25 protein-coding genes are annotated in these 26,327 nt (G+C 64.6%); 19 read left to right on the top strand and 6 right to left on the bottom strand.

Annotated elements, in window-relative coordinates; all coding sequences use genetic code 11:
- Positions 1-11: 11 nt before the first annotated feature.
- The 3 genes from FHT08_RS04280 to pdxH all read right to left on the bottom strand — a co-directional run bounded on the left by FHT08_RS04280 (position 12) and on the right by pdxH (position 1,621).
- A complete protein-coding gene (locus FHT08_RS04280; protein ID WP_104533991.1) occupies positions 12-428 on the bottom strand; it encodes a YjfI family protein in 417 nt (138 codons plus the stop codon).
- A gap of 126 nt (positions 429-554) precedes the next feature.
- Positions 555-968, bottom strand: coding sequence for an aminoglycoside 6'-N-acetyltransferase (gene aac(6'), locus FHT08_RS04275; RefSeq protein ID WP_243848975.1), 414 nt, complete (start codon positions 966-968; stop codon positions 555-557).
- A 53-nt stretch (positions 969-1,021) separates the two neighbouring features.
- The gene (pdxH, locus tag FHT08_RS04270) at positions 1,022-1,621 is read right to left on the bottom strand and encodes a pyridoxamine 5'-phosphate oxidase (RefSeq protein WP_104535976.1); all 600 of its coding nucleotides are present in this window, start codon (positions 1,619-1,621) and stop codon (positions 1,022-1,024) included.
- A gap of 380 nt (positions 1,622-2,001) precedes the next feature.
- On the opposite strand from pdxH, the gene FHT08_RS04265 reads away from it, so the two are divergent.
- The 17 genes from FHT08_RS04265 to FHT08_RS04185 all read left to right on the top strand — a co-directional run bounded on the left by FHT08_RS04265 (position 2,002) and on the right by FHT08_RS04185 (position 14,213).
- On the top strand, positions 2,002-2,544 hold the full coding sequence (locus tag FHT08_RS04265) for a shikimate kinase (RefSeq protein ID WP_104535977.1): 543 nt from the start codon (positions 2,002-2,004) through the stop codon (positions 2,542-2,544).
- Entirely contained in the window at positions 2,541-3,653 is a 1,113-nt protein-coding gene (gene aroB, locus FHT08_RS04260; protein ID WP_166774387.1) for a 3-dehydroquinate synthase, read from the top strand. Before FHT08_RS04265 ends, aroB begins: the two co-directional genes overlap by 4 nt.
- A gap of 193 nt (positions 3,654-3,846) precedes the next feature.
- Positions 3,847-4,098: a WGR domain-containing protein gene (locus FHT08_RS04255; RefSeq protein ID WP_166774386.1), complete on the top strand. Its 252-nt coding sequence runs from the start codon at positions 3,847-3,849 to the stop codon at positions 4,096-4,098.
- 8 nt (positions 4,099-4,106) lie between these two features.
- A complete protein-coding gene (gene hemE / locus FHT08_RS04250; protein ID WP_166774385.1) occupies positions 4,107-5,171 on the top strand; it encodes a uroporphyrinogen decarboxylase in 1,065 nt (354 codons plus the stop codon).
- 794 nt (positions 5,172-5,965) lie between these two features.
- Positions 5,966-6,259, top strand: coding sequence for a RebB family R body protein (locus FHT08_RS04245; protein ID WP_104535980.1), 294 nt, complete (start codon positions 5,966-5,968; stop codon positions 6,257-6,259).
- Positions 6,260-6,281: 22 nt separating this feature from the next.
- Complete coding sequence (locus FHT08_RS04240; RefSeq protein WP_104535981.1) at positions 6,282-6,551, top strand: RebB family R body protein; 270 nt, start codon at positions 6,282-6,284, stop codon at positions 6,549-6,551.
- Positions 6,552-6,581: 30 nt separating this feature from the next.
- Entirely contained in the window at positions 6,582-6,848 is a 267-nt protein-coding gene (locus FHT08_RS04235; protein WP_104535982.1) for a RebB family R body protein, read from the top strand.
- A 52-nt stretch (positions 6,849-6,900) separates the two neighbouring features.
- Positions 6,901-7,173: a RebB family R body protein gene (locus FHT08_RS04230; RefSeq protein ID WP_047696493.1), complete on the top strand. Its 273-nt coding sequence runs from the start codon at positions 6,901-6,903 to the stop codon at positions 7,171-7,173.
- A gap of 106 nt (positions 7,174-7,279) precedes the next feature.
- Positions 7,280-7,615, top strand: a complete 336-nt coding sequence (locus FHT08_RS04225; RefSeq protein WP_104535983.1) for a hypothetical protein — start codon at positions 7,280-7,282, stop codon at positions 7,613-7,615.
- A gap of 89 nt (positions 7,616-7,704) precedes the next feature.
- Positions 7,705-7,884 (top strand): RebB family R body protein, encoded by a 180-nt coding sequence (locus FHT08_RS04220; protein WP_243848944.1) that lies wholly within the window; start codon positions 7,705-7,707, stop codon positions 7,882-7,884.
- Positions 7,881-8,546, top strand: coding sequence for a RebB family R body protein (locus tag FHT08_RS04215; RefSeq protein WP_166774384.1), 666 nt, complete (start codon positions 7,881-7,883; stop codon positions 8,544-8,546). Before FHT08_RS04220 ends, FHT08_RS04215 begins: the two co-directional genes overlap by 4 nt.
- Before the next feature lie 79 nt (positions 8,547-8,625).
- Entirely contained in the window at positions 8,626-8,973 is a 348-nt protein-coding gene (locus tag FHT08_RS04210) for a hypothetical protein (protein WP_024939226.1), read from the top strand.
- Between the two features lie 19 nt (positions 8,974-8,992).
- Positions 8,993-10,063 carry a hypothetical protein gene (locus tag FHT08_RS04205; RefSeq protein ID WP_166774383.1) on the top strand — a complete coding sequence of 357 codons (1,071 nt, stop codon included), beginning with the start codon at positions 8,993-8,995 and terminating at the stop codon, positions 10,061-10,063.
- 275 nt (positions 10,064-10,338) lie between these two features.
- Positions 10,339-10,680 (top strand): hypothetical protein, encoded by a 342-nt coding sequence (locus FHT08_RS19940; RefSeq protein WP_243848943.1) that lies wholly within the window; start codon positions 10,339-10,341, stop codon positions 10,678-10,680.
- 173 nt (positions 10,681-10,853) lie between these two features.
- The gene (locus FHT08_RS04195) at positions 10,854-11,540 is read left to right on the top strand and encodes a glycoside hydrolase domain-containing protein (RefSeq protein WP_166774382.1); all 687 of its coding nucleotides are present in this window, start codon (positions 10,854-10,856) and stop codon (positions 11,538-11,540) included.
- A gap of 608 nt (positions 11,541-12,148) precedes the next feature.
- On the top strand, positions 12,149-12,772 hold the full coding sequence (locus FHT08_RS19935; protein WP_223293132.1) for a hypothetical protein: 624 nt from the start codon (positions 12,149-12,151) through the stop codon (positions 12,770-12,772).
- A 223-nt stretch (positions 12,773-12,995) separates the two neighbouring features.
- On the top strand, positions 12,996-14,213 hold the full coding sequence (locus FHT08_RS04185; protein WP_102580871.1) for a hypothetical protein: 1,218 nt from the start codon (positions 12,996-12,998) through the stop codon (positions 14,211-14,213).
- Positions 14,214-14,615: 402 nt separating this feature from the next.
- On the opposite strand, the gene FHT08_RS04180 is transcribed toward FHT08_RS04185, so the two are convergent.
- The gene (locus tag FHT08_RS04180) at positions 14,616-16,139 is read right to left on the bottom strand and encodes an AraC family transcriptional regulator (RefSeq protein WP_166774381.1); all 1,524 of its coding nucleotides are present in this window, start codon (positions 16,137-16,139) and stop codon (positions 14,616-14,618) included.
- Positions 16,140-16,583: 444 nt separating this feature from the next.
- Here FHT08_RS04180 and mdtD point away from each other — a divergent pair, with 444 nt between their 5' ends.
- On the top strand, positions 16,584-18,005 hold the full coding sequence (gene mdtD, locus FHT08_RS04175; protein WP_104605752.1) for a multidrug transporter subunit MdtD: 1,422 nt from the start codon (positions 16,584-16,586) through the stop codon (positions 18,003-18,005).
- A gap of 74 nt (positions 18,006-18,079) precedes the next feature.
- On the opposite strand, the gene FHT08_RS04170 is transcribed toward mdtD, so the two are convergent.
- Together FHT08_RS04170 and FHT08_RS04165 are read right to left on the bottom strand one after the other, a co-directional pair.
- Positions 18,080-21,622, bottom strand: a complete 3,543-nt coding sequence (locus tag FHT08_RS04170) for an ATP-binding protein (RefSeq protein WP_343204131.1) — start codon at positions 21,620-21,622, stop codon at positions 18,080-18,082.
- A 378-nt stretch (positions 21,623-22,000) separates the two neighbouring features.
- Positions 22,001-25,567 (bottom strand): hybrid sensor histidine kinase/response regulator, encoded by a 3,567-nt coding sequence (locus tag FHT08_RS04165; RefSeq protein ID WP_104535991.1) that lies wholly within the window; start codon positions 25,565-25,567, stop codon positions 22,001-22,003.
- Between the two features lie 96 nt (positions 25,568-25,663).
- On the opposite strand from FHT08_RS04165, the gene FHT08_RS04160 reads away from it, so the two are divergent.
- Entirely contained in the window at positions 25,664-26,326 is a 663-nt protein-coding gene (locus FHT08_RS04160) for a YceI family protein (RefSeq protein WP_166774379.1), read from the top strand.
- Position 26,327: the final 1 nt, after the last annotated feature.

Raw genomic sequence — 26,327 nt, 5'->3', positions numbered from 1 at the left:
ACAACACGCCTTTAGGAAAAGAACGGCTTGAGAGATTCGGCGGCATCCAGCGTATTGGCCGCCAGGGTCTGGATTTCCTCGTCGATCTGGTCGAGCGTGGACGACGCCGACAGTTCGCCGAAGACCACATAGCTGTCCTTGCCGTCGACCTGCACCAGGCCCAGGTTGGACAACGGGTTGAGCGGGTTGAGCCGCAGGCAGGCATCGTTGAACGCCGCGCGGTCGCTGACCTGGTCGGCATTGGCCAGCAGCGTGGAGACGAACACCTGCGAGCCGGAGGCGGCGACCTGGATCTGCATGTCGCCATGCTCGGCCAGGGTGAGGTTGATGGCCGGTTCCAGGCCGTCGATCAGCTCGACCTCGATCGGCTGGTCGCGGTAGCGCTCGGCCAGCAGGCCGTGCAATTCGACAGTGGTGTACTGCGTCATACGATGTCCTGTCCTTTGGTCATGCAGCGGTGGTGATGCAGATGCAGTGATGCGGCAACGGTCGTGCAATGGGCGGACATACTACAGACTGTCCGCGACCGGCAGAAAGGGCCGGACGTCGGCCGGTCAGGCCAGCGGCAGGCGGTAGTAGACCACCCGTTCAGTCGGCTCGAAGCCGCATGCCGCATGCGCCGCCTGGGCGCCGCTGTCTTCCAGCCGCGCATCGGAGGCCAGCTCCGCGCAGCCCTGCTCCCGCGTCCACTCCACTGCCGCGGCCACCAGCGCGCGCCCCAGCCCGCGGCCGCGCCAGGCTGGACTCACATACCAGCCTTCCAGAAAGCCCACCGGCGTACTGTCGGTGCCGTTGACGTAGTCGTGGCGCACCGAGACCTCGGCAAACCCCAGCGCCGCATCCGCGTCGTCCACCACCAGCAGGTGGCTGGCGTCTGCCTGCACCAGCGCGGCCTGCAGCTCGGCGACGCTGTCGTCGGCGACGCCATCGTCGGCATCCGGCCACAAGGCCAGGCGCAAGGCCTGCAATGCCTGCGCATCGGTGCCGACCGCCGCACGCACCCGCCACCCGGCCTGCGCGCTCACGGATACAGCATCCGCTTGCTCCAGTGGCTTGCCGCATCGGCCTCGTAACGCCAGCGCTCGTGCAGGCGGAACGTGGCGCCGTACCAGAACTCGAATGCCTGCGGCACCACCCGGAACCCGCCCCAGCCATCCGGACGCGGCACCTCGCGGCCTTCGAAGGTGGCTTCGACCTTGGCGATGGCCGCGTCGAATTCCTCGCGCGAGCCCAGCGTCTGCGACTGCAGCGAGGCCCAGGCACCGATCTGGCTCATGCGCGGGCGCGAGGCGAAGTAGGCATCCGATTCCTCCGCGCCGACCAGTTGCACGCCGCCTTCGATGCGTACCTGGATGCCGGCCTCGCGCAGGCTGCGCCACAGGAACAGCAGGGCGGCCTGCGGATGGGTCTGCAGGTCGCGGCCCTTGGCGCTGTCCAGATGGGTGTAGAACACGAACCCGCGCGCATCGAAAGCCTTGAGCAGCACGGTGCGCGCGCTCGGCCGGCCGTCCACGTTGGCGGTGGCCACGGTCATTGCGCTGGCTTCGAGCTCGGCGCCGGCATGCGCCTCGGCATACAGCGCGGTAAAGGTGGCAAGGGCTTCTGCGTACAGATCGGTCATGGCGGTGCGAGGGCAGCAAGATTGACGCCTATTGTGGGCGCATCGCGCCTGCTTCGCCTATGCGCGGCGGCTGACAGGTCCGCGCGCGCTGCCAGGACCTGCGGCTGGCGCCCGGAAAGCGTGCTGCGCAATCGCGCCCGCCACCCTGACAGCACGCCGCGCGACACCGTGGTGTTCTCCCACGTTGCACGCGTGCTCCTGGGCGTCCTTGCGTCGCCGACGCCTGGCTGCCAAGCGCTCGCCACGTTCGCTTGCAGCCGTTCTCCACGCCGCGGCGGGTGTCGGTGCTGCTGCGTGCAGCCGACGGGCGCCGCGCAGGAATGGTTTCAGTCCATGCGGATCGGCCCGATGCGCGGGCCCGAATGCTACGATCCCTGCGCATGAACCCCGCTCCCAATCTCGTGATGGTCGGCCCGATGGGCGCCGGAAAAAGCTGTATCGGCCGCCGCCTGGCCGAGCGCTTCGGGCTGGAGTTCGTCGATGTGGACCAGGCCATCGTCGAGCAGGTCGGCAGCAGCATTCCGGCCATTTTCGAGCAGCATGGCGAAGCGCGGTTCCGGCAGCACGAGGGCCAGACCCTGCAGACGCTGCTGGAGCAGGACAACAAGCTGATTTCCACCGGCGGTGGCGCGGTGCTGGATCCGCTCAACCGCCAGCGCATCCGCGAGCGCGGCTTCGTTGTGTACCTGCACGTCAGCGTGCCGGCACAGCTCACCCGGCTGGCGCGCGACCGCAACCGGCCGCTGTTGCAGCGCGCCGACCGCGAGCAGGTGCTGCACGCGATGGCCGCGCAGCGCACCCCGCTGTACCAGGAGGTCGCCGACCTCAGCCTGGAAACCGATCACTTCTCCCCCGCCGAGGCCACCGCCCAGCTGGTGCTGCGCCTGGCCGCGCAATGGCGTATGTCGAGTACCCCCGCATGACACTTCCCCGTTCCTCGCGCAGCGTCGATGTCGACGGTGCGCAGCCGTACACCATCACCATTGCGCCCGGCCTGCTGGCCGACGGCGCGCGCCTGGCCAGCCATGTGCGTGGCCGCCACGCATTGCTGCTCAGCGACTCGCAGGTGGCCCCGCATTACGCTGCCGGCCTGCGCAAGGCGCTGCTGCAGGCGCGCCCGGACCTGCAGCTGGGCGAGCTGGTGATCGCCGCCGGCGAGGCTTCCAAGACGCTGGACAATTTCGGCGCCGCGATCGCGGCATTGGCCGAGCTGGGCGCCACCCGCGATGCCTGCGTATTCGCGCTCGGCGGTGGCGTGGTCGGCGATCTGGCCGGTTTCGCGGCGGCCTGCTGGATGCGCGGGGTGGACTGCGTGCAACTGCCCACCAGCCTGCTGGCGATGGTGGATTCCTCGGTCGGCGGCAAGACCGCGGTGGACATCCCGCAGGGCAAGAACCTGGTCGGCGCGTTCCATCCGCCACGCGCGGTGATCGCCGATACCGACACCTTGCACACCCTGCCCGCGCGCGAGCTGCGCGCCGGGCTGGCCGAGGTGATCAAGTACGGCGCCATCCGCGACCCGCTGTTTTTCCAGTGGCTGCATGCCGAACGCCGCGCGCTGCTGGAGGGCGATGCCGACGCGCTGGCGCAGGCGATCGCGCGCAGCTGCGAGCACAAGGCCGACATCGTGGCGCGCGACCCGCTGGAAAAGGGCGAGCGTGCCCTGCTCAACCTGGGCCACACCTTCGGCCATGCGATCGAGACCGAACAGGGCTACGGCGCACCCGGCAACGACAACCTCAACCATGGCGAAGCGGTCGCGGTGGGCATGGTGCTGGCCGCCCGGCTGTCGGCCGCGCTGGGCATGAGCGATGCGCAGGACACCGAGGCGCTGCGCGCCCTGCTGCACGAGTTCGATCTGCCGACCGCCATTCCGCCCGGCCTGTCGCCGCAAGCCTTGCTGGGGCGCATGCGGCTGGACAAGAAGAACATCGCCGGCCGCCTGCGGCTGGTGTTGTGGCGCGGCATCGGCAAGGCCGAGGTGGTACCCGATGTCGACGAGGCGGCAGTGCTGGAGATCCTGGCGGGCTGAGCAACGCCATCGCTCACTAGTCTCCGGCGCATTCGTAGGAGCGTCCCCGGGCGCGACAGGGCCTTGCCGGTAAATCCCCATCGCGCCCAGGTGCGCTCCTACGCATTGCCTGCCAATGCCCCCTTCGCAACCGGAGCAACCCGGCGCGCCCACTGCTCCCAGCCTTCAGCACCGCCCGGCTACAATCGGCGTCATGCGCATCCACTTGCAACACGATCCTGGCGGCAACGCGCCGCTCCGCTACGTCCAGCTGACCCTGCAACCGGATCTGTTCGGCGGCTGGGAGCTGCTGCGCGAGAGCGGCGAGATCGGTGGACGCTCGCAGTTGCGACGCGGCCAATACCTGCTGCAGGACGAAGCGGACCGGGCCTTCGACAAGGCGCGCGACACCCACCTCAAACGCGGCTTCCAACTCATCACCGGCGGCGCCGACGCGCCGCGCTGAGGAACACCATGCTCAAGAACGATCGCCTGTTGCGTGCCCTGAATCGCCAGCCCGTCGACCGCACCCCCGTGTGGCTGATGCGCCAGGCCGGCCGCTACCTGCCGGAATACCGCGCCACCCGGGCGCGCGCGGGCAGCTTCCTGGGCATGGCCAAGAACCCCGAGATCGCCTGCGAAGTGACGCTGCAGCCGCTGCAACGCTTTCCGCTGGACGCGGCGATCCTGTTCTCCGACATCCTGACCATTCCCGATGCGATGGGCCTGGAGCTGTATTTCGTCGAAGGCGAAGGCCCCAAATTCCGCCACCCGGTGCGCGATGCCGCCGCGATCCATCGGCTGGGCGTGCCGGACATGGAAACCGAGCTGCGTTACGTGATGGATGCGGTGCGTTTGATCCGCCGCGAGCTGGACGGCGCGGTGCCGTTGATCGGCTTCTCCGGCAGCCCGTGGACGCTGGCCTGCTACATGATCGAAGGCGGCGGCAGCAAGGAATACGCGCGCATCAAGGCCATGGCCTTCAACGCGCCGGACGTGCTGCATCACCTGCTCGGCACCGTCACCGATGCGGTGATCGCCTACCTGTCGGCGCAGCGCGCGGCCGGTGCACAGGCGCTGCAGGTGTTCGACACCTGGGGCGGCGTGTTGTCGCCGGCGATGTACCGCGAATTCTCGCTGCCCTACCTCACCCGCATCGCGCGCGAGCTGGAACGCGGCGACGGCGCCGAGCGCACCCCGCTGGTGTTGTTCGGCAAGGGCAACGGCGCCTACGTGAACGAGCTGGCGGCCAGCGGCGCCGAAGCGGTAGGCGTGGACTGGACCATCTCCCTGGCCGACGCCGCCCAGCGCGCCGGCGGCCGCGTCGCCCTGCAAGGCAACCTGGACCCGGCCACCCTGTACAGCTCGCCCGAGGCGATCCGCGCCGAGGTCGGCAAGACCCTGGACAGCTACGCACAAGGCAACGGCGGCTCGCGCGAAGGCCATGTCTTCAACCTCGGCCATGGCATGTCGCCGGATATGAATCCCGAACATGTGGGTGTGCTGGTGGAAGCGGTGCAGACGCTGAGCAAGCGGTAAGGCCAAGGCACGGGTGGACAGCGCACCGGTGTGCTGTCCACCGCCGCTCAACGCGCGCACCCGAGTAGCGCGCGCTGAGCGTGATGACGGGCGGTGGCTGCATCAGCAATAGATCGGCAGCACCGCCGGGACGTCTCTGCTGCTGCCAGGCCACCCCAGGCACGCGGCACAGCGACGAAGGCAGTCTTCAGCGATCGCAAGGCCAGCCTCCATGCCTTCACCCGCATCGCGTCTGCATCCGCTCCAAACACGGCCTGCCCGCCTCGTTCCGTTGAACGTTATTCCGCCACCCCAGTGATGTGCGGCAGTGAGCACCCTGCCGACGTCACTGCGAGGTGATGCGCGCCGCGCTCAACCGCACTGCGGTCAATCATCGATGCGCCTGGGCTCCGGTTTCGCAAGGCTCCGACAGCGTGTCGGCTGGCCATTAACTTGCCGCAAAGAATCGCCAAGCGGACGCGAGCTTTCCTGCCTTGCGTCAAGAGCGGCCTGTGCTCGCCTGTTCCGCATGGTCTTTGTGTAACTCCCTTCGCGATTCCCCGCGACATTCCCCGCACGCCGTTCCAAAACGCGTCATTACCTCGCATACCGCTCTAAAGCGGATCGGCTTCACGTCGATAAGCCCGGCATTGCCGTCGTTTAAACCAATATTTCCGGAGCAAGGAGATCTACTGTTTCTCCACGGTGATGCGGTGCCACTGCAGCACATCTCCGGACAGGCAGGCCGCCTGCCGAACCTCGACATCGTCACGTTTGTTCAAACGCTCCACTCATTCGAGAACAAGGAGAAACGCATGGCATTTCCAACCGCCGTCAACGACCAGATCACCGACTCCGTCACACAAGCCAATACCAAGGTGCTGGGCGATGCCCCCGCCATCGCCATGGGCAATCTGTACCAGGCCACCGCGCAGGCACTGGCCAATGCCGCCCATAACGCGACCAATGCGCAGCAGCAGAGTTATGTCACCGCGCAGTCGGCCACCACCATGGGCGTGGCCACCCTCTATTCCATCGACACCGCCACCACCGGGGTTGCGACCAAGCAGGTTCTGAGCACCGGCGTGCCTGGGCTCGTCTCGCGCTAACTCGAATCTTTAGGAGAAGAAAATGGCATTTCCGACTGCAGTCAATAATCAGATCACCGATTCCGTCACCCAGGTCAATACCAAAGTCCTGGGCGATGCACCGGCCATCGCGATGGGCAATCTGTATCAGGCAACCGCACAAGCGTTGGCCAATGCTGCCCATAACGCGACCAACGCGCAGCAGCAGAGCTATGTCACCGCGCAGTCGGCCACCACCATGGGTGTGGCCACCCTGTACTCCATCGACACCGCCACCAGCGGCGTCGTCACCAAGCAGATCCTGGGCGTCTGACGGCCCGGCTAACGCCAAGGACATGCGCCAATGGCATTTCCCACCGCCGTCAACGACCAGATCACCGACTCGGTTACCCAGGCCAATCTGCAGGTATTGGGAAGCGCTCCAGCCGCAGCCATGGGCAATCTGTACCAGGCCACCGCGCAGGCGCTGGCAAATGCGGCCCACAACGCAACACTCGCGCAACAACAGATGTATGTCACCGCACAGGCAGCAACCACGATGGGCGTTTCGCTGCTGTATTCGCTCGATACCGGCGCCACGGGTGCCGCCACCAAGAAGATTCTCGGCTAACCGCTAACGCCGCAGCGTCTTCATTTCTTCACTACCTCAAGGAGCTATCACCATGGCCTTTCCGACCGCCGTCAACAGCCAGATCACCGATTCCGTTTCCCAGGTCAACACCAAGGTCCTCGGCGATGCGCCGGCGATTGCAATGGGCAACCTGTTCGTTGCCACCAGCCAGGCGCTGTCCAACGCCGCGCACAACGCCACCAACAACCAGCAGCAGTCCTACGTGACGATGCAGGCATCGACGACCCAGGGCGTGTCCACCCTGTATTCGGTCGATACCGCATCCGAAGGCGTCGCCACCAGGCAAATCCTCGGTCTGACCTGATCGGCCACCGGGCGCCGCTGCTGCCGCACGAGCGGCGCCCGGTTGACTAAGCGATGTGATGCCAACCCCACGCGGTTTCGTTGATCGAATCGAGAAAGGACGCCTCATGCTGCAACTACGTCATATCCCGACGTCCAACACCCTGGACGTCGTCGTCAGACTGATCCGGGGCCGCACCATTGTGGCGACGTTCGCGCCGCACCAAAAGGCAGTGATCAACGTCGAGTTCGACGGCATCCTGCCGGTGATTCCCGGCGCGCAACCGTTGGTCTATCGCCAGAAGCTGGATAGCGTTATCAACCTGCCGCAAGGCAACTTTGCATTCTTGGAACGCGTGCCCGATGGCGTGGCCTTGCAGTACGCGTGCAGACACGAACCACAGAACACCGTGCTGTTCTCGGCGTCGGCTGGCGTTGAACAGCGCAGGCCGTCGTTGGCCTAGAACGCCGACGCCAGTGCCCCGTCATGGAGCCAAGCGCGCAGGCCGCAAGCGTCGCCAGCCTGGTCGGCACTGCCGCTACAGGCGCGGCGATGGCCATCGGGCAGGCGCCGGCCTTCGCGATGGCGGCGACCTATCTGGCGCTGTCGGACTCCATCGCCCTGGCAATGGAAAACGCGGTTGCCAATCAGCAGCGCGGGCAGGTGCTTGCCGATGCAGCTCTCACCCAGATCCTTGCCTTAATCATCCAGAAGGGAGCGACTTCGTCATGATCGACGACAGTAGCGTGAACAGCCAGATCGTCGATGCGGTGAGCAGCATCGTCACGCTGACCACCGGTCAGGCACCCGCACAGGCGCTCGGCATGCTCGATGCCGTGATGCTGGAGACGCTGGGCATGGCGATGCACAACGCCGTCAACCGGCAGCAAGGCGCCGGCATGATCAATGCAGCAGCGATCACCGCCGCCTGCGCCAAGATGATCTCGGCACCGTTCCCGGTTCCGCCACCACTACCACCGCCTGCGCCACCCGGACCACCACCTACGGTTGCGCCGTTGCCTGGCCCTCCCCCTGTACCGCCCCCGCCGGCAGCGCTCATCGCCGCCGCCGCGGCGGAAGCCAAGGTGGCCGTCGACGTGCTGAAGACGCAAGCACAAGGCGCCTCGGCAGATGCTGCGACCGCCACCGCCGACCTCATGGAAGTGCATGCGCTGAGCGTCCCGCCGCCCCTGCCCGCCACTCCCCCCGCCCCCGGCGCCGGCCCCGATCATGCTGCCACTCCTGATGCTCCTGCTGCTGCACCGGCAACTTCACCCGCAGCTGCAGCTGCTGGCACACCCCCTGTTGTTGCTGCATCTGCACCTGCTGCTCCTGCTGCACCTGCATCTGCATCTAGCTCTGCACCTGCACCTGCGCCGCCTGCTCAGTCGTAGGCCGTCTGCAGAGATGAGGTCAGCCACCCCTACCACCAGGCCTCATTGAAAGGCGGCCGATCATTCCATAGGAACCAAGATGGAACCGACAAAGGTCAATGCGCAGGTCATCGATGTCATCAACCAGGTGCAGCTGGCGACCATGAGCCCGCAGGTCGTGCTGACCAGCGGAGCCGGCAAAGCCTACCAATCGGTGGCGCAGTCCACCGCCATTGCGGTGCAGGACGCCACCGACGCGTTGCGCAATGTCTCCACGATCGCAACCACGGCCGTTGGTGTGGCGATGGCGCAGTACCTGGCCACCGGCGATGACAAGTACGTCACCGCACTCACCCAGGCGCAGGCGCTGATGCAGGGCGCCACCGACGACTTCGCCAGGATCGGTTCGGCGGCCGGGCTGGTGCTGAAGAATTTCCCCGCTGGTTGACCTCACAAGGAGTCATGCAATGTCCGTTTCGATCGCAGGCCGCCTGATCTCGATGCCGACGATGCTCTCGACGCTGGGCAGGCAGTGCCTGGCCTTCATCGATGGAGGCACGCAGTGGCTGGCATGGGCGATCCAGTCGCCCGGTGTGCGCTATGACTTTCCCGACGAGAGCAGCTTGCTCGACGAGGTGCAGCAAGGCCTGCACGGCTCGCGCCTGGCCTTGTTGCCGCAGCTGGAACTGAAGGTCGGCCCGGTCAAGCTGATGACCTTTAGCCCGACCGACCTGGCCACGCTGGCGCAGGCAGAGGCCGGCGACACCGGCTCGGTGGTCAAGGCGCAGCTGCAGCGCATCTTCCGTGACAACGCCCTGTACACCGCAAGCGACCTGGCCGCAGGCCGCAGCCTGCTGACACAGCTGAAGATCGATGGCGCCGGCGTGTTCCAGTCGCTGGACCTGGAAGAAAGCCTGGCGCTACGCCAACTGGCCGCAGACGCGCCGCCGGCCAACGTGACGCCGGCACTGCAACAGGAGGCAGCGGCTTTCGCGGTCGAGCAGGCGCGCACGCCGCTGGAATTCTGCGATTACTACCGCTTCTACCTGGCCTGCAGCGCCACCATCGCAGCTGCGGACGAGCGCGCGCATGCGGCGGCTTCGGCGCTGCAGACGCTGTTGCCGCAGCTGTTCACTACCCTGGACTGCCCACAGGTCCAGGGGCTGCCTTCGCCCAACGAGGTCGAGCGCAGCGTGGCCGAATGGCTGGCACGCGGTCGCCAGATCGGCTTCGCGCGGCTATCGCTAGCGGCCCAGCAGATCGTCCAGCACACCCGCTACCGAGGCGAAGGCGACGACCAGGCAGCGAGCGACGCGATCCGCCTCTACCTGCAGTCGGCGCAGGCATTCCTGGCGGCCAACCGGCCCAGCCGTGGGGTGCTGGGCCAGGACGGCAGCAGCTGCATGTTCTCCATGCACAACGACACCCTGGCTGCGCTGCTGCAGGTCAACAACGGCGTCATCTCGCTGCGCGACTTCGGTGCCGCACCTGCATCACCCACCACCTCGCAAGACACGGATGCGGAGGCCACGCAGTGAGCGCACCGCCGCCGCCTGCTGCGGCCGGCGACCAGGCCCCGCTTGCGACCAGCGCCGCCGACGCGGCGCGCGAAGCGGTGCATGCAGGTCGCGCCGCTGCCCTAGCGGCCGCACGCCAGGGCATGGCGCAGGCCGAAAACGCACTGGGTGAGAGGCTGCGCGCGCTTGCAGCGCAGCGCCCAACCGAAACCGCACCACTCGCCGCGCCGATGCGACCATCGCGTGCCGATGCCGTCACCCCGCTCCATTCCGCGTCCACTTCAGGAGATACCAGCATGTCCGACGATACTCAGCCCACGCCCCCGGACCAGACACCAGCCTCCACTGCGCAATCGTCAGGATCCTCGCAGATCGAAGCGGCGCTGAAAGCGGCGCAAGCCCAGATCGATCAGGCGATGGCGGCCAGCGATAGGGCAGTACGGGCGGCCATGCAGGCCGCAACCGCCGCGACCGCCGCAGCTGGCAATGACCAGGCGATCGATAGCGCAAACCAGGCACTGCAGCAGGCCGAACAGGCCGCCGCTGCGGCGGTGACCGCCGCGCAGCAGCAGACCGAGCAGGCAATGGCGGCGACGTCGCCGGCCACTCCGAACGCCGACGACGGAATAGCCAGCTGACGGAGCGATGCGTTTCGGCGTTGCGATGAAGCCGGTCTCGCGATGAACCCGTCCGGTCTCATTGGCGCCGGTCTGCCGGCTCCCCGCCGCCACGTTGATCCAGCAGCGCAGCTCCACTTGCCGCGGCCATCTAGCCCCGGCCCAGCCAACGCCCGATCCGAAGGAATTCCGACATGACCTTCTACACAGGCTTCGACACCGATCAATTCCCCGGATTGCCCGCCCTTGACTGGCTCAAGACCCAGGCCGAGCTGGCGTGGTGCGGCTACTACCTGGCACCGGCGCCAAGCCATGCCGACACCGGCTGGATGGGCCAACGCGCTGCGTTGATCGCACAAGGCTGGGGCCTGGCGCCCGTCTACCTTGGTCAGCAGACGGTCGGCCCCGGTTCGCACGACGTCACCGCCCGGCAGGGCAGCCTCGATGGTGCACAGGCCGCAGCGCTGGCACGCGCCGAAGGCTTTCCCGATGGCGCGGTGGTCTATCTCGACTGGGAAGATGGCGGCAGCCCGCCACAAGCAGCCATCGACTACATCCGTATGTGGATCGCCGCGCTGTTGGGCAATGGTTTTTCGCCCGGCCTGTACTGCTCGCACGCGCGCGCAGTGGAACTGCTGTCGCGGATCGGCCCCCGCCCCTCCCCGCGCGTCTGGGCCTGGCGGGTCTCCACGGCAGGGCGTCACCTCTACGCCGGCGACATCCGGCACGTCCAGCCCTCCGATCCGGCCGGCTGCGGCTATTCCCAGGCCATGCTCTGGCAATACGAACAGGATGCGGTGCTGTCGCTTCCTGGTACGCCGTGCGATGGGCTGGAAGTTGACCTCAGTTATTCGAGTTTAGCCGATCCGAGCTCGGCGTGATTGCGCGTATTTCCTGCATCGGGAAAAAGCAGAAACCCATAAACTCCAGCAATGCATGAAGATCCCTTGCAACCAACCCGACACTCCCTGCATCGATAGACGACACCACGCATCACCCCACTTTCCCCCGCACTGATTCAATGCATTAAACGACCGGATAAGCGCATCACCTGCGTCAATCAATCCGCCAACGCACTCGTCGAAACCAGGCCAAAGCCGAATCCGGATCAACGCCTGGTGCGGACCTACCTCCATGGAATCACATCAATATTCCATAGCAACCCTCGCCCAAAGGGCCCTGCAACGATTGGCTAGCGCCCTCGGAAAGAATAATAACTGTGACTTTCCCCAATAAAGTATAGAGAAATCGGCGGTATTACTAAACGCTCCGACACCCCTGTCCAAGAGCCCACGTCTGTATCGAGCGTGCATACGCGTATCCCCGCAGACCGGGATCATGCCGATCTAACCGCATAAAACCTAGCGCCTGCAGCAGCCAGCCCACGAGTACGCATTACCGCAGCGGCAAGAGAACTCCGCCATCAGGTCGCTCGATCTCGGTACGACATATGCCGGCCTGCACCTTCCGCCCCGAAAGGAGATGTGAAATGACAGTAATAGTTGATTTGATGTCAGAACAAACCAATTCCGTCGGCATCGCAGGCATCTCACGACACCAAGGACGTTGGAGGCACCGGCCAGACATGCGCTATGAAGTCGACCCCGACCCGACCTTGATCGCTTGGACCGAGCAAAACATGGGAATCGGATCCTCAAGATTATCGCGCTCCCCCCTGTTACAGCAATTTACAGGTCATACGGCCGTTCTGTCTCGTCTTCGCGGGCGGGTCCAGTTCGTCAGGGGACTGGTACCGAATGTGTCGGGTTATCCATGGGCGTTCTTTGGCCAAGGCGGTGGAGGCCACTGGCAAGATGATAGCGCCATGCTTGACGACCCGACCTGCGTCAGTTTCGAGATACCTGTAACAGAGGAGGATGCCGGAAATTTCCCGCGATGGTTCCGTGCTGTGGCTCCGGAAATAAATGTCTTCGCACTGAAGAATGGTGACGGATTCAATAGCTTCAATTGCGTCCTAGCTTCTCTCACGCTGCTCATCAACTACCTTCTCGAGTCGGAGAACGACTATTCCTCCTATGTCATCCAACTGACAAAAGTACGTGACTCGCTTCAAGGCCATTTGATGCAAAACATCATGGGTGGATTTATATAAATCCACCACATGACACGCCCGCCGCAATCACAACCCCGGTCAACAGCAGTGCATTGAATAATCACGCAACTCGACTACAGCGAAAGTTTAGCAGAAAAAGCCACATTTCACTCCATGAATGCATCAAGAGTTCACCCTCATACCACCGTAGTGCACGAGCCCCGTAATCCACACATAGATTAATACAACGACCCAACCACCCGAGATTATGGAGACATCAAGAATGTCAACATTCACAGTATTTTTTTGCGGGACAGGATCGAACAGCCTGGATTACGACAGTGCAAACTACAGCGAAGGACAGCTTATCTCCACATTGGCACGCAACCATCTCGGGGTGGAGTTCGATGATTGGCTCATAGCGGATGGACCGGGCAGCGGGAATCAACAAGAAAACGATAAATGGACACTCCCGGGGAACTACACTGATGCTCGGGGCACCACTTTTGGCTCGGGCTGGGAGGAGAACGTCAAGCACGCGATTGCGGTGATCAAGAAGGACCCCAGCCATATGAGGACCTTAATGACAGATGCGGAAATACGCATCCTACAAAGGGAAAAGGCAGCTGCCGAAGCAGCTGGACTTGAGCCGCAGAACACTTTTGGTGGCTGGACCCCTGCCAATAGGCACCGAAAAATCGTTCCCCAAGCTTTACAAAAGGCGCGAGCAAAAGTCCTGCGAACACCACTGCCTGACCGCGTCAACCTCATTGGCTGGAGCCGTGGCGCAGTTACCTGCCACATGATGGCCAATGCAATGTATGCCGACCCGCAGCTCCGCCACATCTGCGTCAACATTTTTGCGATAGACCCGGTACCCGGTCCTTTGAATTTCCAGTTAAACAGGACAACACTGAATACCAACGTGCTGGAATACCGCGCCGTATACGCACGCGATGAGAGGGCGCGCGGCTTTACTCCGATCATCCCGGACGTAAAAGTAAAGAAGGAACTAATCCTCATGCCTGGTGCCCATGCGACCCTTGTCGGAAACGCATCCAAGAATGGCAAGGGCGGCGGCAACCAGATCTTTCCGGAACCAGGACAAATGGTGCGGCATCTTGCGGAGACATTCCTGCGGGATAATGGGACGCAGCTCGGCTCATGCCTGAATCTGAAGGATACCGGCTTATTGGAACTCTACGAACAAATTCTCAAGGACGATAGAAGCTACATCGCAATGCGGCAACTGGGCTACGGCATGGGATGTGTGGAAACGGAAAGCGGAGACCGATGGGCAGCCGTGGGTTCCGGTGCGGTTGTTGCGGGCCTGACATCGCTACCGATGCTGCACCCCGATCCGATCTTTGTAAATTGGCACCATCGCAGTGTTTACATCAAGCACTATGCCGATCTGACAGGAAGGCCGGAGGCCATTGAAAGGGACTTGCTGGCTCAGTGGTTCCCGGTAACCACAGGGCGGTTCATTAGTCGTCCCTGAAAGACGTCACTCGCCCGACCGCCCCAATGCGTTACAGGCAGCCCAACCGTGCCACAACTGCGCTTTTTCGCTACGCTGGACCTGATCGCTAGCAATCCGGGACCATCCTTGCACTGCCGTACCCGTGGCCGAATGATGCCAGCTCGTTGTCGGCAGCGCAGGAGTGAAGCGGGATTGGACGGATTGCTGACGCACGCGATCGATGCCGCGCATGTAGTAGAGGTAGAGACAGCCGATGGGCACGACCCGGCGCGGGCGATCTTTTCGGGCGCCGCAAGTCGGCCACCCCAACCAATCGGTGCTTGAATAGAATTTTTTCTGAGAGGCGGCGCATTTGTAAGCAACCGCATGCTGGGCCCAGCCGATGAACCCAGCACGAAGTTGGGGCCTCATATCTGACGGTCAATCCTGGCCATAGACCCTACGGAACTCACGCGGGCTTACCCCAACCAGCCGCCGGAAGCTCTTTTCGAAATGGCTCAGGTCGCCGAAGCCGACCTTCAGCGCTACTTCGGTGATGCGCAGCTTCGGTTGCCGGTGCAAAAGCTCCTTGGCCTTTTCGATCCGTAGCTGCTGCAACATCGGTTTGAACGGGGTGCCGAGTTCGTCGCGGAACAGAAAGCCCAGATGCGACTGGCTAACGTGCGCCTGCCGGGCCAGATCGCCCAGGGTCAGCGGCTCGGCATAGTGCTCGCCCAGATGCACCAATGCGCGCCGCAGTGCGTCGTGCAGGGTGGCGAGACGTTGCCCGGGGCGATGCGGAAGGCCGTCGATCCAGTCGACCGGCGTTTCCGGCGGCGTGGGCTCTGCCGGAGGATCGGCCTGTCGCGACACCGTGGCGCGCGCATCGTGCTGCGCTCCTTGCGCCCGGCCTTCCAGCAGACGCGGTGCGTGGCGCTGGATGTCGGCGCTGCCGACCGGCCTGCCTGCAGTCATGACCGCCAGGCGCAGCACCACCCGCTCCAGCTCCTGGAGGTTTTCCGGCCATGGGTAGTGCGTCAGGGCGTCCATCAGCACCTCGGTGACCACCTGACCGTGATCCAGTCCATGCCGATCCAGCACGCGCTCGACGTGAAAACCGATGTCTGCCCGCCGCGTGCGCAACGGCGCGAGCTCGATTGCCAGGACATCCAGTTGCGACAGCAGCGCGCGTGAGAAGCGCCCCGCGCGTACGCGGCGCGACAGATCGGCGGTCGTGGAGGCGATCACCCGCGGCAAGGCCCCGCCGCCCGAGATAGCCCACGGTGTGGACCTGCCCCGAAGATGCACTGCAAGTTGATGCTGTGGCGCGTCGTCGAGCTCATCCACGCCCTGCAGGAACAGCGTTCCTCCCATTGCGCGCTCGAACCATGTTGCCGGCATGTCGTCTGGAGCGGCGCAATCGACCGCAACGAACGGCCCCTCTCGCCAGGGTGCAGCTGCATGCAGCAAAACGGCCACCTCCTCTTTCTCGGTGCCGAACTCGCCGCGCACGATGACTGGCAAACGACTGTCTGCGGCCTGCTCGACGAACGCATCGATCATCCAGACTTCTTCGCAGACCCCCGTCATCATCAAAGATCGAGCGAGCCGGTCTTCCGCCAACGTCCGCGCTGCATCGCGCTTGATCAGGTACGCACAACATTTTGCGATCTGCCGACACAGCGTCATCGCCTGCGCGGTCATGCCGCCGTGGGCCGGGGTCACGTGCAGCGTACCGAGCACTTGCCTGGCGTGCTGGACCGGAAAACACCGCGCAATCGTTGCCTGATCGTTCGCCTGATCCGGAGCAAGCGGATCGCTTTGCGCTACCCCGACGAACGCGCATGTCGCACCGTTCAAGATCTCGCTCTGCGATAGTTCCGCAGCGATCTTGCCGAGCATTGCCGCCAAGGGATCGCCCGGGAGATAGGCGCGCTGCAATACGTCTAAGACCTGCTTTTCCATTATTAGTCCGACCTGATCAACGGCGCGCTCAGAAGGCGGCCATACCCAAGTCGCGCCATCCCTGACCAGACCGTCGGCAAAGCTCCAAGAAATGAATTCCGCTTTTAGGTTCAACGCTCCCCCACCTCCCGCTCGATCGATCCATCGCAACGTGGAGTGACCCTCGCCTGCCTTGTCTGGACCCGTCGGAGGAGCGAAGGATTCGCCAGCGAATCAAACGCTTGTTGCAAGCCATGGCGGGCATTAGCACGCCACCATTCCCCTTTCCCGACGATTCGTGGCAGGTGGCCGACCTTGAATGCGATTGGTTGAAGCGCGTCTCATTCGTTACCGGCACATCGGTGCGTTACTGCGACGGACTCAAGCAACGACGTGCCGCATGCCGTTGCGACGTCCTGCACAGCGGCGCGGGGATAATGCGCTGTCTTCCCTATGGCGATGCTCATGCCTCAGCTTGTTTCCGCCTTGCGTGCCTACGACACCATCAAGCCCTTGCTATGGCTGGTGTCGCTGGCGATCTTCATGCAGATGCTGGATGCGACCATCGTCAATACGGCGCTGCCGTCGATGGCGCGCAGCCTGCACGAAAGTCCGCTGCAGATGCAGTCGGTGGTCTTCAGTTATGCCTTGGCGGTGGCGATGTTCATCCCTGCGTCGGGCTGGATTGCGGACCGCTTCGGCACCCGGCGCACCTTCCTTGCGGCGATCATCGTGTTCACGCTGGGCTCGCTGCTGTGCGCAGCCGCGCAGCAGCTGCCGCAGCTGGTGGCCGCGCGCGTGGTGCAGGGCATTGGCGGGGCGATGCTGCTGCCGGTGGGCAGGCTGGCAGTGCTCAAGACCGTGGCACGCGCCGATTTCCTGCGCGCGATGAGTTTCATCGCGATTCCCGCACTGATCGGCCCGCTCATCGGTCCCACGCTGGGCGGCTACCTGGTGGAAGTCGCCTCGTGGCACTGGGTGTTCCTGATCAATCTGCCGATCGGCGTGATCGGTTTCATCGCTGCGTTGAAGATCATGCCCGACCACTATGGCGATGCGCGCCAGCGCTTCGATCTGATCGGCTATCTGATGCTGGCGTTCGGCATGGTGGCGCTGTCGCTGGCGCTGGACGGCATCTCCGAGCTCGGCTTGCGCCATGCTTTTGTCATGCTACTGGCCATCGGCGGGCTCGCCGCATTGGCCGGTTACTGGCTGCATGCGGCCAGCACGCCGGCGGCGTTGTTTCCGCTGGCCTTGTTCAAGGTGGCCAGCTATCGCATCGGCATCCTGGGCAACCTGTTCGCGCGGGTGGGCAGCGGCTCGATGCCGTTCCTGATTCCGCTGTTGTTGCAGGTCGGCCTGGGCATGAGCCCGATGAACGCCGGACTGATGATGGTGCCGGTGGCGTTGGCCGGCATGGCGGCCAAACGTGCCGCGGTGAAGCTGGTCGGTCGCTTCGGCTATCGCCGCGTGTTGATGCTCAACACCGTGCTGGTAGGCCTGGCGATGGCCAGCTTTGCCTTGATCGATGTCGGCCAGCCGCTATGGCTGCGGCTGGTGCAGCTGGGCTGCTTTGGCGCGGTGAACTCGCTGCAGTTCACCGTCATGAACACCGTGACCTTGCGCGACCTGGATCGCGAGCAGGCCAGCCCCGGCAACAGCTTGTTGTCGATGGTGATGATGCTGGCCACCGGCTTCGGCGCGGCGGCGGCGGGCAGTCTATTGGCTGCCTTCAACACGCATCTGGGCGACAGCCACGGCGCCACAGCCGCATTGCATGCAACCTTTTTGTGCGTCGGTGGCATCACCTTGTCGTCGACGCTGATCTTCTGGCAGCTGGCCGAGACGCGGCCGCATCCCAGGCAGGTGGAAGAAGTCGCCGAATGACGCGACCTTTGCGGCATCGACCGGCGCCGTACGCAAACGCAGGGCCGTGCGCGATTTCAACGCAGCATACGGTTCTAGATCTCGTCGCGCGGGCGTTCGCGTTGCAGTGCTTCTGCGATGGTGTCGGCCAGCATGTCTCCGGTAAGCGGCTTGCGCAGGAAGCTGTCGAACCCGGCTTCCTGCGCGGTGGGTTCGGCCTCTTCGTCCGAGCGTGCGGTCACTGCAATCAGCGGCATGTCGTAACCGAATACGCGCAGCTGCCGCGCCAGGGCGAAACCATCCAACCCCGGAAGATCCAGATCCAGCAAGGCCAGATCGAAGGCGTTGTCGGCCGCTTCGGTCAGCGCGGCCAGCCCGTGCGGCGCATGCACCACCGAGTGCCCTTGCGAACGCAGCAGGCCAACGATGACCTCGGCGATAGTGGGGTCGTCTTCCACCAGCAGGATGCGCTGCGGGGCGACCGCGCGTCCCGCGCGCGCCACCTCGCTGCCTAGCGTGGCGTTGGAGGCGACCCAGCGCAGCGGCAGATCGACCACGAAGCGCGTGCCGGCGCCCAACCGGCTGATCACCTCGATATGCCCGCCCATCGCCATCGCCAATTCCTGACAGATGGCCAGACCCAGGCCGCTGCCGCCGTAACGCGAGGTGGTCTTGGCGCCATCGCCCTGTTCGAAGCGCTGGAACAGGCGCGCTTTCTGGTCGGCGTTGATGCCCGGGCCGGTATCGGCCACCTCGAAACGCAGCCCCTGATACGAGCCCAGCGTGGTCAGCTTGAGCCCGACCACGCCGCGCTCGGTGAACTTGATCGCATTGCTGAGCAGGTTGAGCAGAATCTGGCGAATGCGGGTGACATCGCCGCTGGCGGTGATGTCGCCAAGCAGCCCTACTTCCAGGCTGAAACGCAGGCCGCGCTCCTGCGCCAGGGGCGCCATCAAGCCCTCCACCTCGGCCACGAGCTGGCGTACCGAGAACGGCTCCAGATCCAGTTCCAGGCGCCCGGATTCGATCCGCGCCAGGTCCAGCGCATCGTTGACCAGCCGCAGCAGATGTGCGCCGGCACGACGGATCGATTCGGTATAGCTGCGTTGTTTGTTGTCCAGCGAGGTCTTGAGCAACAGCTCGCTCATGCCCAGCACACCGGTCATCGGGGTACGCACCTCGTGGCCAAGCGTGGCCAGAAAGCGCGTCTTGGCCAACGACGCCTGCTCGGCCAGCTCCTGCTTGTGCACCGCCAGTTGCCAGGCATTCAAACGCCGCAGGCGGCGGCGATACAACAGCACCGCCGCGGCGATGACGCATAGCGCGAGCAGGCCCAAAAAAACCAGTCCCCACGGCGACAACCACCAGGGCGGCAGCACCTGGAAACGTAACGTCTGGCTGGCCGACCAGATCCCGTCGGCGGTGCGCCCCTGCACTTCCAACGTGTAATGCCCCGCGGGCAGCCGCGAAAACTGCCGCTCGCCGCTGGGACCGACATCGATCCAGTCCGGATCGTAGCCACTCAAACGAAATCGGTAACTGTTGGATTCGGAATCGGCCAGGCTGAGCAGGCGCGCGACGATATGCAGATCGCGGTCGCCGTCCTGCATCGTGAGCGGCTCCTGTCCGGTGATATCCAGACCACGCTCCCCGCGCCGCAAGCCCACGCGTTCGATGATCAACGGCGGCCTGCGCGTGCTGGGGCGCATCGTGGCCGGATCGAATACCACCACGCCGTCGGGCGATGCGGCGACGATCCGCCCGCTGCCGGCCTGCACCAATGTATTGATCTGCAACTGCTGGTTGGGGAGCCCATCGTGCACCCCATATACACGCACCAGTCTGCTGCCCGGATCGATCCGGATCAGGCCGCGTTGACTGGACACCCAGGCGACTCCCCGGGCGTCGACCACCAGCCCGTTGGGCGCCACCAGCGGAAACTCCTGCTCCTTTCCGACGGTATCCAGGTGCTTGAGCCGCGTTCCGTCCCACAGATACCGCCGGATCTCGCCGGCCAACCCGATCCAGACCACGCCCTCCTCTCCCAGCCGGAACAGATACGTCGGCAGGGCCGGCGCACCGTCGACGGGGACAAATCGGTCGGCAACGGGATCCCAGCGCCGCAGACCGGCGTTGTTGCTCAGCCATATCTGGCCATCCGGGCCAAGGCGTATGTCCAGGATGGTCAACACCTCCAGTCCATGACCGCCATTGACGATGGTCCGCAGCAATCGCCCCTCCTGGTTGCGGATTTGCAGACCGTATTCCAGTACCGTCACCCACAGTCGGCCCTGCGCGTCCTCTGCCATCCAGCCCGGTCGGTCCGCAGCGCCGTCTGGATCGGGTTCGATATCCTCACGCAACGGCCAACGCCTGACTTGCCGGGTCTGCGGGTCATACCGCATCAATTTTCCTTCGACGCCGATCCAGACCAAGCCGCGCCGGCTTTCGAGCATGGAATCGGGCGGACGCGCGTCGATCTGAGCCAGATGCGTCTGCAGTTGGCCGGTTGCCGCATCGAGATACTCCAGTACATGCCGCGAGCCAGCCAGCCAGACACCGCCGGCAGCCGAAGACGCCGTTGCCAGCACGGACGGATTGGTCAGCGACTGTGGATCACCGCCGTGGTGGGCCAGTACCGCAAAGGTGTCCCAATGCGGGGGCAGGTGCCACAGGCCGCCTTCGAGCGCCGCAAACCACAGCCCGCCCTCCCGATCTTCGTAGGCTGTAATCCAGTTGCGTCTGACCAGGCCGTGCGCCGACAGGCTGTAGACCGGCACGCTGCTGATCTCGGTTCCTGCAGTGGACAGGCCCAGGCCGCTGTCGGTGTCCAGCCAATAGCGCCCGCTGCGATCGTGCAGCAACACCCCCATGACCCGCCGCTTGCTCACGGCTTTCTGCCATGGCTGGGGCCGCGCCTGGCCGTCGGCGCCCACACGAAACGCATCGCCGGCCACATCCGACACCCATAAGGTGTCGCCACTGTGCTCCATGTGCAGCCGATTGATCGCCTGCGTAGTTCCGGGCAGCGCAACCCGTTGAAAATGCGCACCGTCCCAGCGAGCAAGCCCGCCATGGGTCCCGATCCACAATGTTCCGTCGGGCGCGACTTCGAACCCGATCACGCTGTCGGACGGCAGGCTGGTGGGGTCCTCGGGCACGTTGGAAAATCGCTGCATGCTGCCGTCGGGACGTCGCCGGTACAGCCCGTGGGCCGCGGTACCAAGCCAGACATCGCCGTTCGGGGTGTTTGCCAGCGCCCACACCGTGATTTCGCGCAACTCCGGAAACTGCGGGTTCTCCAGCCGCCTGAACGTGCGTGTCTTGGGCTCCAGAAAACCGGCCCCGCCGTTCTCGAACCCCATCCACACCCGATTGTCGCGATCTACGCACAGGGTCCAGATCGCGTTGCTGGTCAACCCGTCTTCCATCCGCCAGACGCGGTAATTGCGGCCATCGAATCTGGCCAAGCCGTCATCGCTGGCGATCCAGAGATAGCCCTGCTGGTCTTCGGCCAGCTCACTGACGGTGTCCGAGGGCAGCCCGTCGGCGACCGTGACCTGACTGGGTACCGGCGTGAGCAGCGCGCGCGTGGTCGCCCCTGCAGGTGGCACCGCGACGCACAGACACAGCGACACTGCTGCGATCAACCAATAGGAAAAACACAAAAAAAGGCGCACTGGACAGGTTTCACGACGAGTCGCCGCATAGTGCGGGCCGCACGCGGTGCGAGCAAGCCCGAGCGAGCTTGCCGCGCGGCGCATCCGTTCCCGCGTCACGTGGCTTCTCCACCGTCACTGCCCGAGCCGCGCGCGCCTGCCGTGCAGCCACGATCGCTTCGACCAGCATGTCGGCCGTGGCCTGCTAGCTCACGTATCCCTGTCCCCTCGGCACCTGCGCGGTCGCGCGCGCCCTGACGGGACTGCACGTGACCCGCTCCACGGCAGCCGGGCTCAGAGTGGCCAACAAAACTACGGCGCAGCCGTCAGGGCGCGCTACGTCTTTGTCGGCCGCTCCTAGTCGGCGGCCGGCACGTCGTGCGCATCGACGGCGTCGGCCAGCACACGTGCCAGTGCCTGCGCCAGCAGCTCGCCGGTGACCGGCTTGCGCAGGAAGCCATTGCAGCCGGCGGCCATGGCCTGCGGTTCTGCGTCGGCATCGGCACGTGCGGTAACCGCGACGATCGGAAAGCGCACGCCGCGCGCGCGCAATTGCGCCACCAACGACGCACCGTCGATGCCCGGCAGATCCAGATCGCACAGACCCGCGTCGAAGCTGCGCGTACTTATCTCGGCCAACGCCGCCAGGCCATGCAGGACATGGGTGACCTGATGGCCACGCGTCTGCAACAGGCCAACGATCACCTGCGCCACGGTCGGGTCGTCTTCGACCAGCAGCAGCTGCAAGGGTGCCTGTGCCTGCGGCGAGGTTGCGCGTGCAGGCGCAGGCACCGCGGGGAGCACACTCACCCAGCGCAGCGGCAGCTCGACCGCAAAACATGCCCCTTGCCCCAGTTCGCTGCTGACCGTCACCGTACCGCCCATCGCCGCCGCCAGTTCGCGGCAGATCGCCAGGCCCAGGCCACTGCCGCCATGCCGGGCAAGCGTCACGGCGCCTTCGGCCTGCTCGAAGCGCTGGAACAGGCGCCCGCGCTGTTCTGCACTCATGCCCGGGCCGGTATCGCACACGTCGATCCGGATGCCGTGCCTGTGGCTTTGCGGCACCACCGCAACACGCAGGCTGACGCTGCCGTGCTCGGTGAACTTGACCGCATTGAACAACAGGTTGAGCAGGATCTGTTGCACCCGGCTGGCATCGCCATGCAATGCCGGCGGCAGCGCGTCGTCCAGCTCGCACGCAAAGGCCAACTGCTTGTGCTCGGCGCTCGGGCGCACCAGCTCGGCCACCTGCCCGATCAGCTGACGCAGATCGAAGTCGCGGTAATCCAACGGCAGCTTGCCGGCCTCGATCCGCGCCAGATCCAACGCATCGTTGACCAGCCGCAGCAGATGCTTGCCTGCCAGCTGGATCGCACTGGCATAACCCTGCTGACGTCCATCCAGCGGCGTCTGCAGCAGCAACTCGCTCATGCCCAGCACACCGGTCATCGGCGTGCGCACTTCATGCCCGAGCGTCGCAAGAAAGCGCGTCTTGGCCAACGATGCCTGTTCGGCCAGCTCGCGTTTGTGCTGGGCCAGCTGCCACTGCGCGCGCATGCGCACACGGCGACGATAGGCGGCCGCGAGGAATGCGCTCAGCAGCAACCCAAGCAGGCAGATGAGCGCGATGCCTGCGTCACTGCGCCACCATGGTGGATTGACCGAGAACCGCAGCGAGCGCATCTGTGAGCGATTGCCCAGCGGATCCACGCCTTGCAGCGCGAGTTCGTAGCTACCGGCAGGCAAACTGGCAAATTCTCGGATTCCCGCATTGCCCGACGTCTGCCAGTCGGTGTCGAAGCCTTTCAGGAAACTGCGATAACGATTGGAAAGCGGATCACTGTACGACAGCAGACGGCTGACGATCTGCAACTGGCGATCTCCAGGACCCAGCTGAAACGGGCGATCCATGGGTAACGCGATGCGTGCGCCATTGCGTAGCACGCTGACATGCTCCAGCTGCAATGCAGGTACGAACGGTGCGATATCGGGCATTGCTGTATCCAGCAGCACGGTAGAGCCATCGCTGGTCGCACCGATCAGGATATCGCCTGCCATCAGCAGGCAATGCTGGGTGAACTCCTGGCTGGTCAATCCATCGCGCGTGCCGATATTGCGCAGCCGTGCCGGCGTTACCGAAGGGTCGATCCGCCATAGCCCGCGCAAGCTGGAAATCCAGACCCTGCCACGCGCGTCGATCCGCATTGCGGACGCGTCGAACCCGGTCAGGCCATCAGCCTGGCCCACTTGGCGCACGCGCACCCAACGTGTCGCGGTTTTTTTCCATTGTTCTGCACCGATGGCCCGATACACCCAGACCATGTCCGGCGATTGGCTGGCAAATGCCTGGATCTGCGTTCCTTCCAGGCCTGCGACCGGCACGAACCGGCGTGACGCGTCGTCCCAGGCAAACATGCCGCCCTCGCCTGCAACCCAGACACGCCCGTCCGGGCCCTGTTCCAGCTGCTGTACGGCGATATCGCGCAGGCCGTGCAAGTCTTGCTGCGTAATGCGCTGCAGGACACGACCGCTACGCAAATCGCGCTGCTGCAGCATGTCGATGAAGGCCATCCATACCGTGTCACCATGCTCGATGATCCAGTCAGGCGCCGATAGCGCCGACGCCGGTTCAGGGCCATGGGACGGCCAGTGGATGAATTCACCCGTACGCAGATCCATGCGAGAAAGACCAAAGCTCAAGTTGCCCAGCCACACACGTTGCAGGCGATCCTCCAGCGCCGATACCAACTCCATGTCCTTGAGATGCGGCGACTGCAGACCTGTCTGAAACGTGTCGCCGGTGCCTGGATCAACACGCAACAAGCGCCCTTCTGCATCGACTTGCCACAGGCCACCAGAACGGGTGGCAGGGGCCAGGTTGCAATAGATGGCATCGCCCGTCGGCACCGGTGGTTTGAGCACGGCGGTGCGCTTCCAGTCTGCCGGCAAATACCCAAGGCCGGTACCATGCATCGGAACCCAAAGCCCTCCATCGGCTGCTCCCAGCAGGCCAATGACATTACGGCGTGACAACGGCCCTTCACCGCTGAAGGCAGGGACCGGTGGACGCTCGCCACGGGTCCGCCACAGACCGCGTCCGCTTCCCAGCCAGAATTCGCCGTCCGGGGCAGCCACTGCACCCCAGAATTCGTTGCCGGTGCCGAACATCGTCCCCCAGGGAAGCGGCAGCCATTGATCGTCGGTTCCCATGACATGCAATCCCGACTCGCTGCCCAGCCACAGACGGTCCCCCGCCCATTGCAGACCGAAGATGGCGGACTGCCGGTTCGGTTCGTCCGGGACATGTACGCGATGCAGACGTTTTCCGTCGTAATAGGCCAGGCCGCTACTGGTTCCGATCCACAGCCGCCGCCGGTTGTCCGCCGCAAGATTCATGACCATGGCCTGGTCAAGGTTGCCATCGACCATCCCCAGATCCACCGACGACATCGCGCCGGAAGTATCGATGCGAACCAGCGCGCCGGTCGTGGTTCCGGCCCAGATATCGCCGTCGAACGCAGCGACGCTGTAAATCTCGCCATCCTTCATCGACGGATAGTCAACCGCGCGGTAGTGCCGAAAGTGGCTTCGTCCGGCATCCATGACGCTCAGCGTCTTGCCGCAGCCGATCCATATCCTGTCCAGCGCGTCGATGTGCAGCGCCTGGATCGCGTTGCAGGGCAACGATGCCGGGTCGGAAGGATCGTGTCGCCAGGTCCTGAATCCTGCGCCGTCGTATCGCACCAAACCATCCAGGGTGCCAAGCCACAGATAGCCGGCACGATCCTGATGGATCGCAACCACCATGGTCGATGGGAGTCCGTCGCTGGGACCGACGATCCGGAAACGCGGGATCTCCGGAATCTTCGCCGCACAGGGCAATGCGCCCAGCAGCAAGACGAGCAAAACGGCAAACGCACGCATGTGGGCATCCTTTCCACGTCCAGCCCGCATGCTCGCAACGGATCGTTGCGAGCGCAAGCCAAGCGCGGTGCAGCGGGATATGTCTAGAATCCGCCCATGACAACCCTCTCCCGCCTGTTGCTGCTTCCCGCCCTGGTCGTGACCAGCCTCGCCGCAACCGCTGCGCCGGCGCGGTACGCGCTGGATCCGGTGCACACGCGGGTCCTGTTCGCAGTCGAACATGCCGGCTTTTCCAAGGCGTTGGGCACCGTTTCCGGAACCAGCGGCACGCTGGTGTTCGACCCGGACGACTGGGCCTCGGCACGGCTGGAAGTGACCGTGCCGCTGCACCGCGCCGACCTGGGCGATGCCAAGTGGAACCAGGCCACCCTGGCACGCAACCTACTCGACGCCGAGCGGTTTCCCGACGCGCATTTCGTCTCCACGCAGGTGGAAGCCAGCGGCGAGAACCACGCCAAGGTCACCGGCAATCTGACCCTGCACGGGGTCACCCGCCCGGTCACCCTGGACGTCACCCTCAATGCGCTCAAGCGCCATCCACTGCCGCCGTTCCGCCGCACTGCCGGGTTTTCTGCCACGGCCACGCTGAGCCGTGCGGAGTTCGGCATCGACGCGTGGAAATCGATGATCGGCGATACGGTGGAACTGCGTATCGAAGCCGAAGCCGTGCGCGAAGGCCGCGCCGACGACGACACGCCGCAACCGCAACCTCAAAACGCACCCGCCGCCCCCGACGCTGCCCCCAACCCGGAATCCTGAG

This window comes from Xanthomonas sp. CFBP 8151 (assembly GCF_011761885.1).
Taxonomy (GTDB): Bacteria; Pseudomonadota; Gammaproteobacteria; order Xanthomonadales; family Xanthomonadaceae; genus Xanthomonas; species Xanthomonas arboricola_B.
Note: the sequence above shows the minus strand (reverse complement) of the source record. Positions and strands in the feature narration are given on the sequence as shown.

Coding starts and splice junctions, on each gene's coding strand:
- FHT08_RS04205 (WP_166774383.1), top strand. CDS start 8,993: ATGTCCGTTTCGATCGCAGGCCGCCTGATCTCGATGCCGACGATGCTC.
- FHT08_RS04185 (WP_102580871.1), top strand. CDS start 12,996: ATGTCAACATTCACAGTATTTTTTTGCGGGACAGGATCGAACAGCCTG.
- hemE (WP_166774385.1), top strand. CDS start 4,107: ATGCTCAAGAACGATCGCCTGTTGCGTGCCCTGAATCGCCAGCCCGTC.
- FHT08_RS04280 (WP_104533991.1), bottom strand. CDS start 428: ATGACGCAGTACACCACTGTCGAATTGCACGGCCTGCTGGCCGAGCGC.
- FHT08_RS04165 (WP_104535991.1), bottom strand. CDS start 25,567: ATGCGTGCGTTTGCCGTTTTGCTCGTCTTGCTGCTGGGCGCATTGCCC.
- FHT08_RS04255 (WP_166774386.1), top strand. CDS start 3,847: ATGCGCATCCACTTGCAACACGATCCTGGCGGCAACGCGCCGCTCCGC.
- FHT08_RS04180 (WP_166774381.1), bottom strand. CDS start 16,139: ATGGAAAAGCAGGTCTTAGACGTATTGCAGCGCGCCTATCTCCCGGGC.
- mdtD (WP_104605752.1), top strand. CDS start 16,584: ATGCCTCAGCTTGTTTCCGCCTTGCGTGCCTACGACACCATCAAGCCC.
- FHT08_RS04225 (WP_104535983.1), top strand. CDS start 7,280: ATGCTGCAACTACGTCATATCCCGACGTCCAACACCCTGGACGTCGTC.
- FHT08_RS04195 (WP_166774382.1), top strand. CDS start 10,854: ATGACCTTCTACACAGGCTTCGACACCGATCAATTCCCCGGATTGCCC.
- FHT08_RS04215 (WP_166774384.1), top strand. CDS start 7,881: ATGATCGACGACAGTAGCGTGAACAGCCAGATCGTCGATGCGGTGAGC.
- FHT08_RS04265 (WP_104535977.1), top strand. CDS start 2,002: ATGAACCCCGCTCCCAATCTCGTGATGGTCGGCCCGATGGGCGCCGGA.
- FHT08_RS04230 (WP_047696493.1), top strand. CDS start 6,901: ATGGCCTTTCCGACCGCCGTCAACAGCCAGATCACCGATTCCGTTTCC.
- aroB (WP_166774387.1), top strand. CDS start 2,541: ATGACACTTCCCCGTTCCTCGCGCAGCGTCGATGTCGACGGTGCGCAG.
- FHT08_RS04160 (WP_166774379.1), top strand. CDS start 25,664: ATGACAACCCTCTCCCGCCTGTTGCTGCTTCCCGCCCTGGTCGTGACC.
- FHT08_RS04245 (WP_104535980.1), top strand. CDS start 5,966: ATGGCATTTCCAACCGCCGTCAACGACCAGATCACCGACTCCGTCACA.
- pdxH (WP_104535976.1), bottom strand. CDS start 1,621: ATGACCGATCTGTACGCAGAAGCCCTTGCCACCTTTACCGCGCTGTAT.
- FHT08_RS19940 (WP_243848943.1), top strand. CDS start 10,339: ATGTCCGACGATACTCAGCCCACGCCCCCGGACCAGACACCAGCCTCC.
- FHT08_RS04240 (WP_104535981.1), top strand. CDS start 6,282: ATGGCATTTCCGACTGCAGTCAATAATCAGATCACCGATTCCGTCACC.
- FHT08_RS04210 (WP_024939226.1), top strand. CDS start 8,626: ATGGAACCGACAAAGGTCAATGCGCAGGTCATCGATGTCATCAACCAG.
- FHT08_RS04235 (WP_104535982.1), top strand. CDS start 6,582: ATGGCATTTCCCACCGCCGTCAACGACCAGATCACCGACTCGGTTACC.
- FHT08_RS04220 (WP_243848944.1), top strand. CDS start 7,705: ATGGCCATCGGGCAGGCGCCGGCCTTCGCGATGGCGGCGACCTATCTG.
- FHT08_RS19935 (WP_223293132.1), top strand. CDS start 12,149: ATGACAGTAATAGTTGATTTGATGTCAGAACAAACCAATTCCGTCGGC.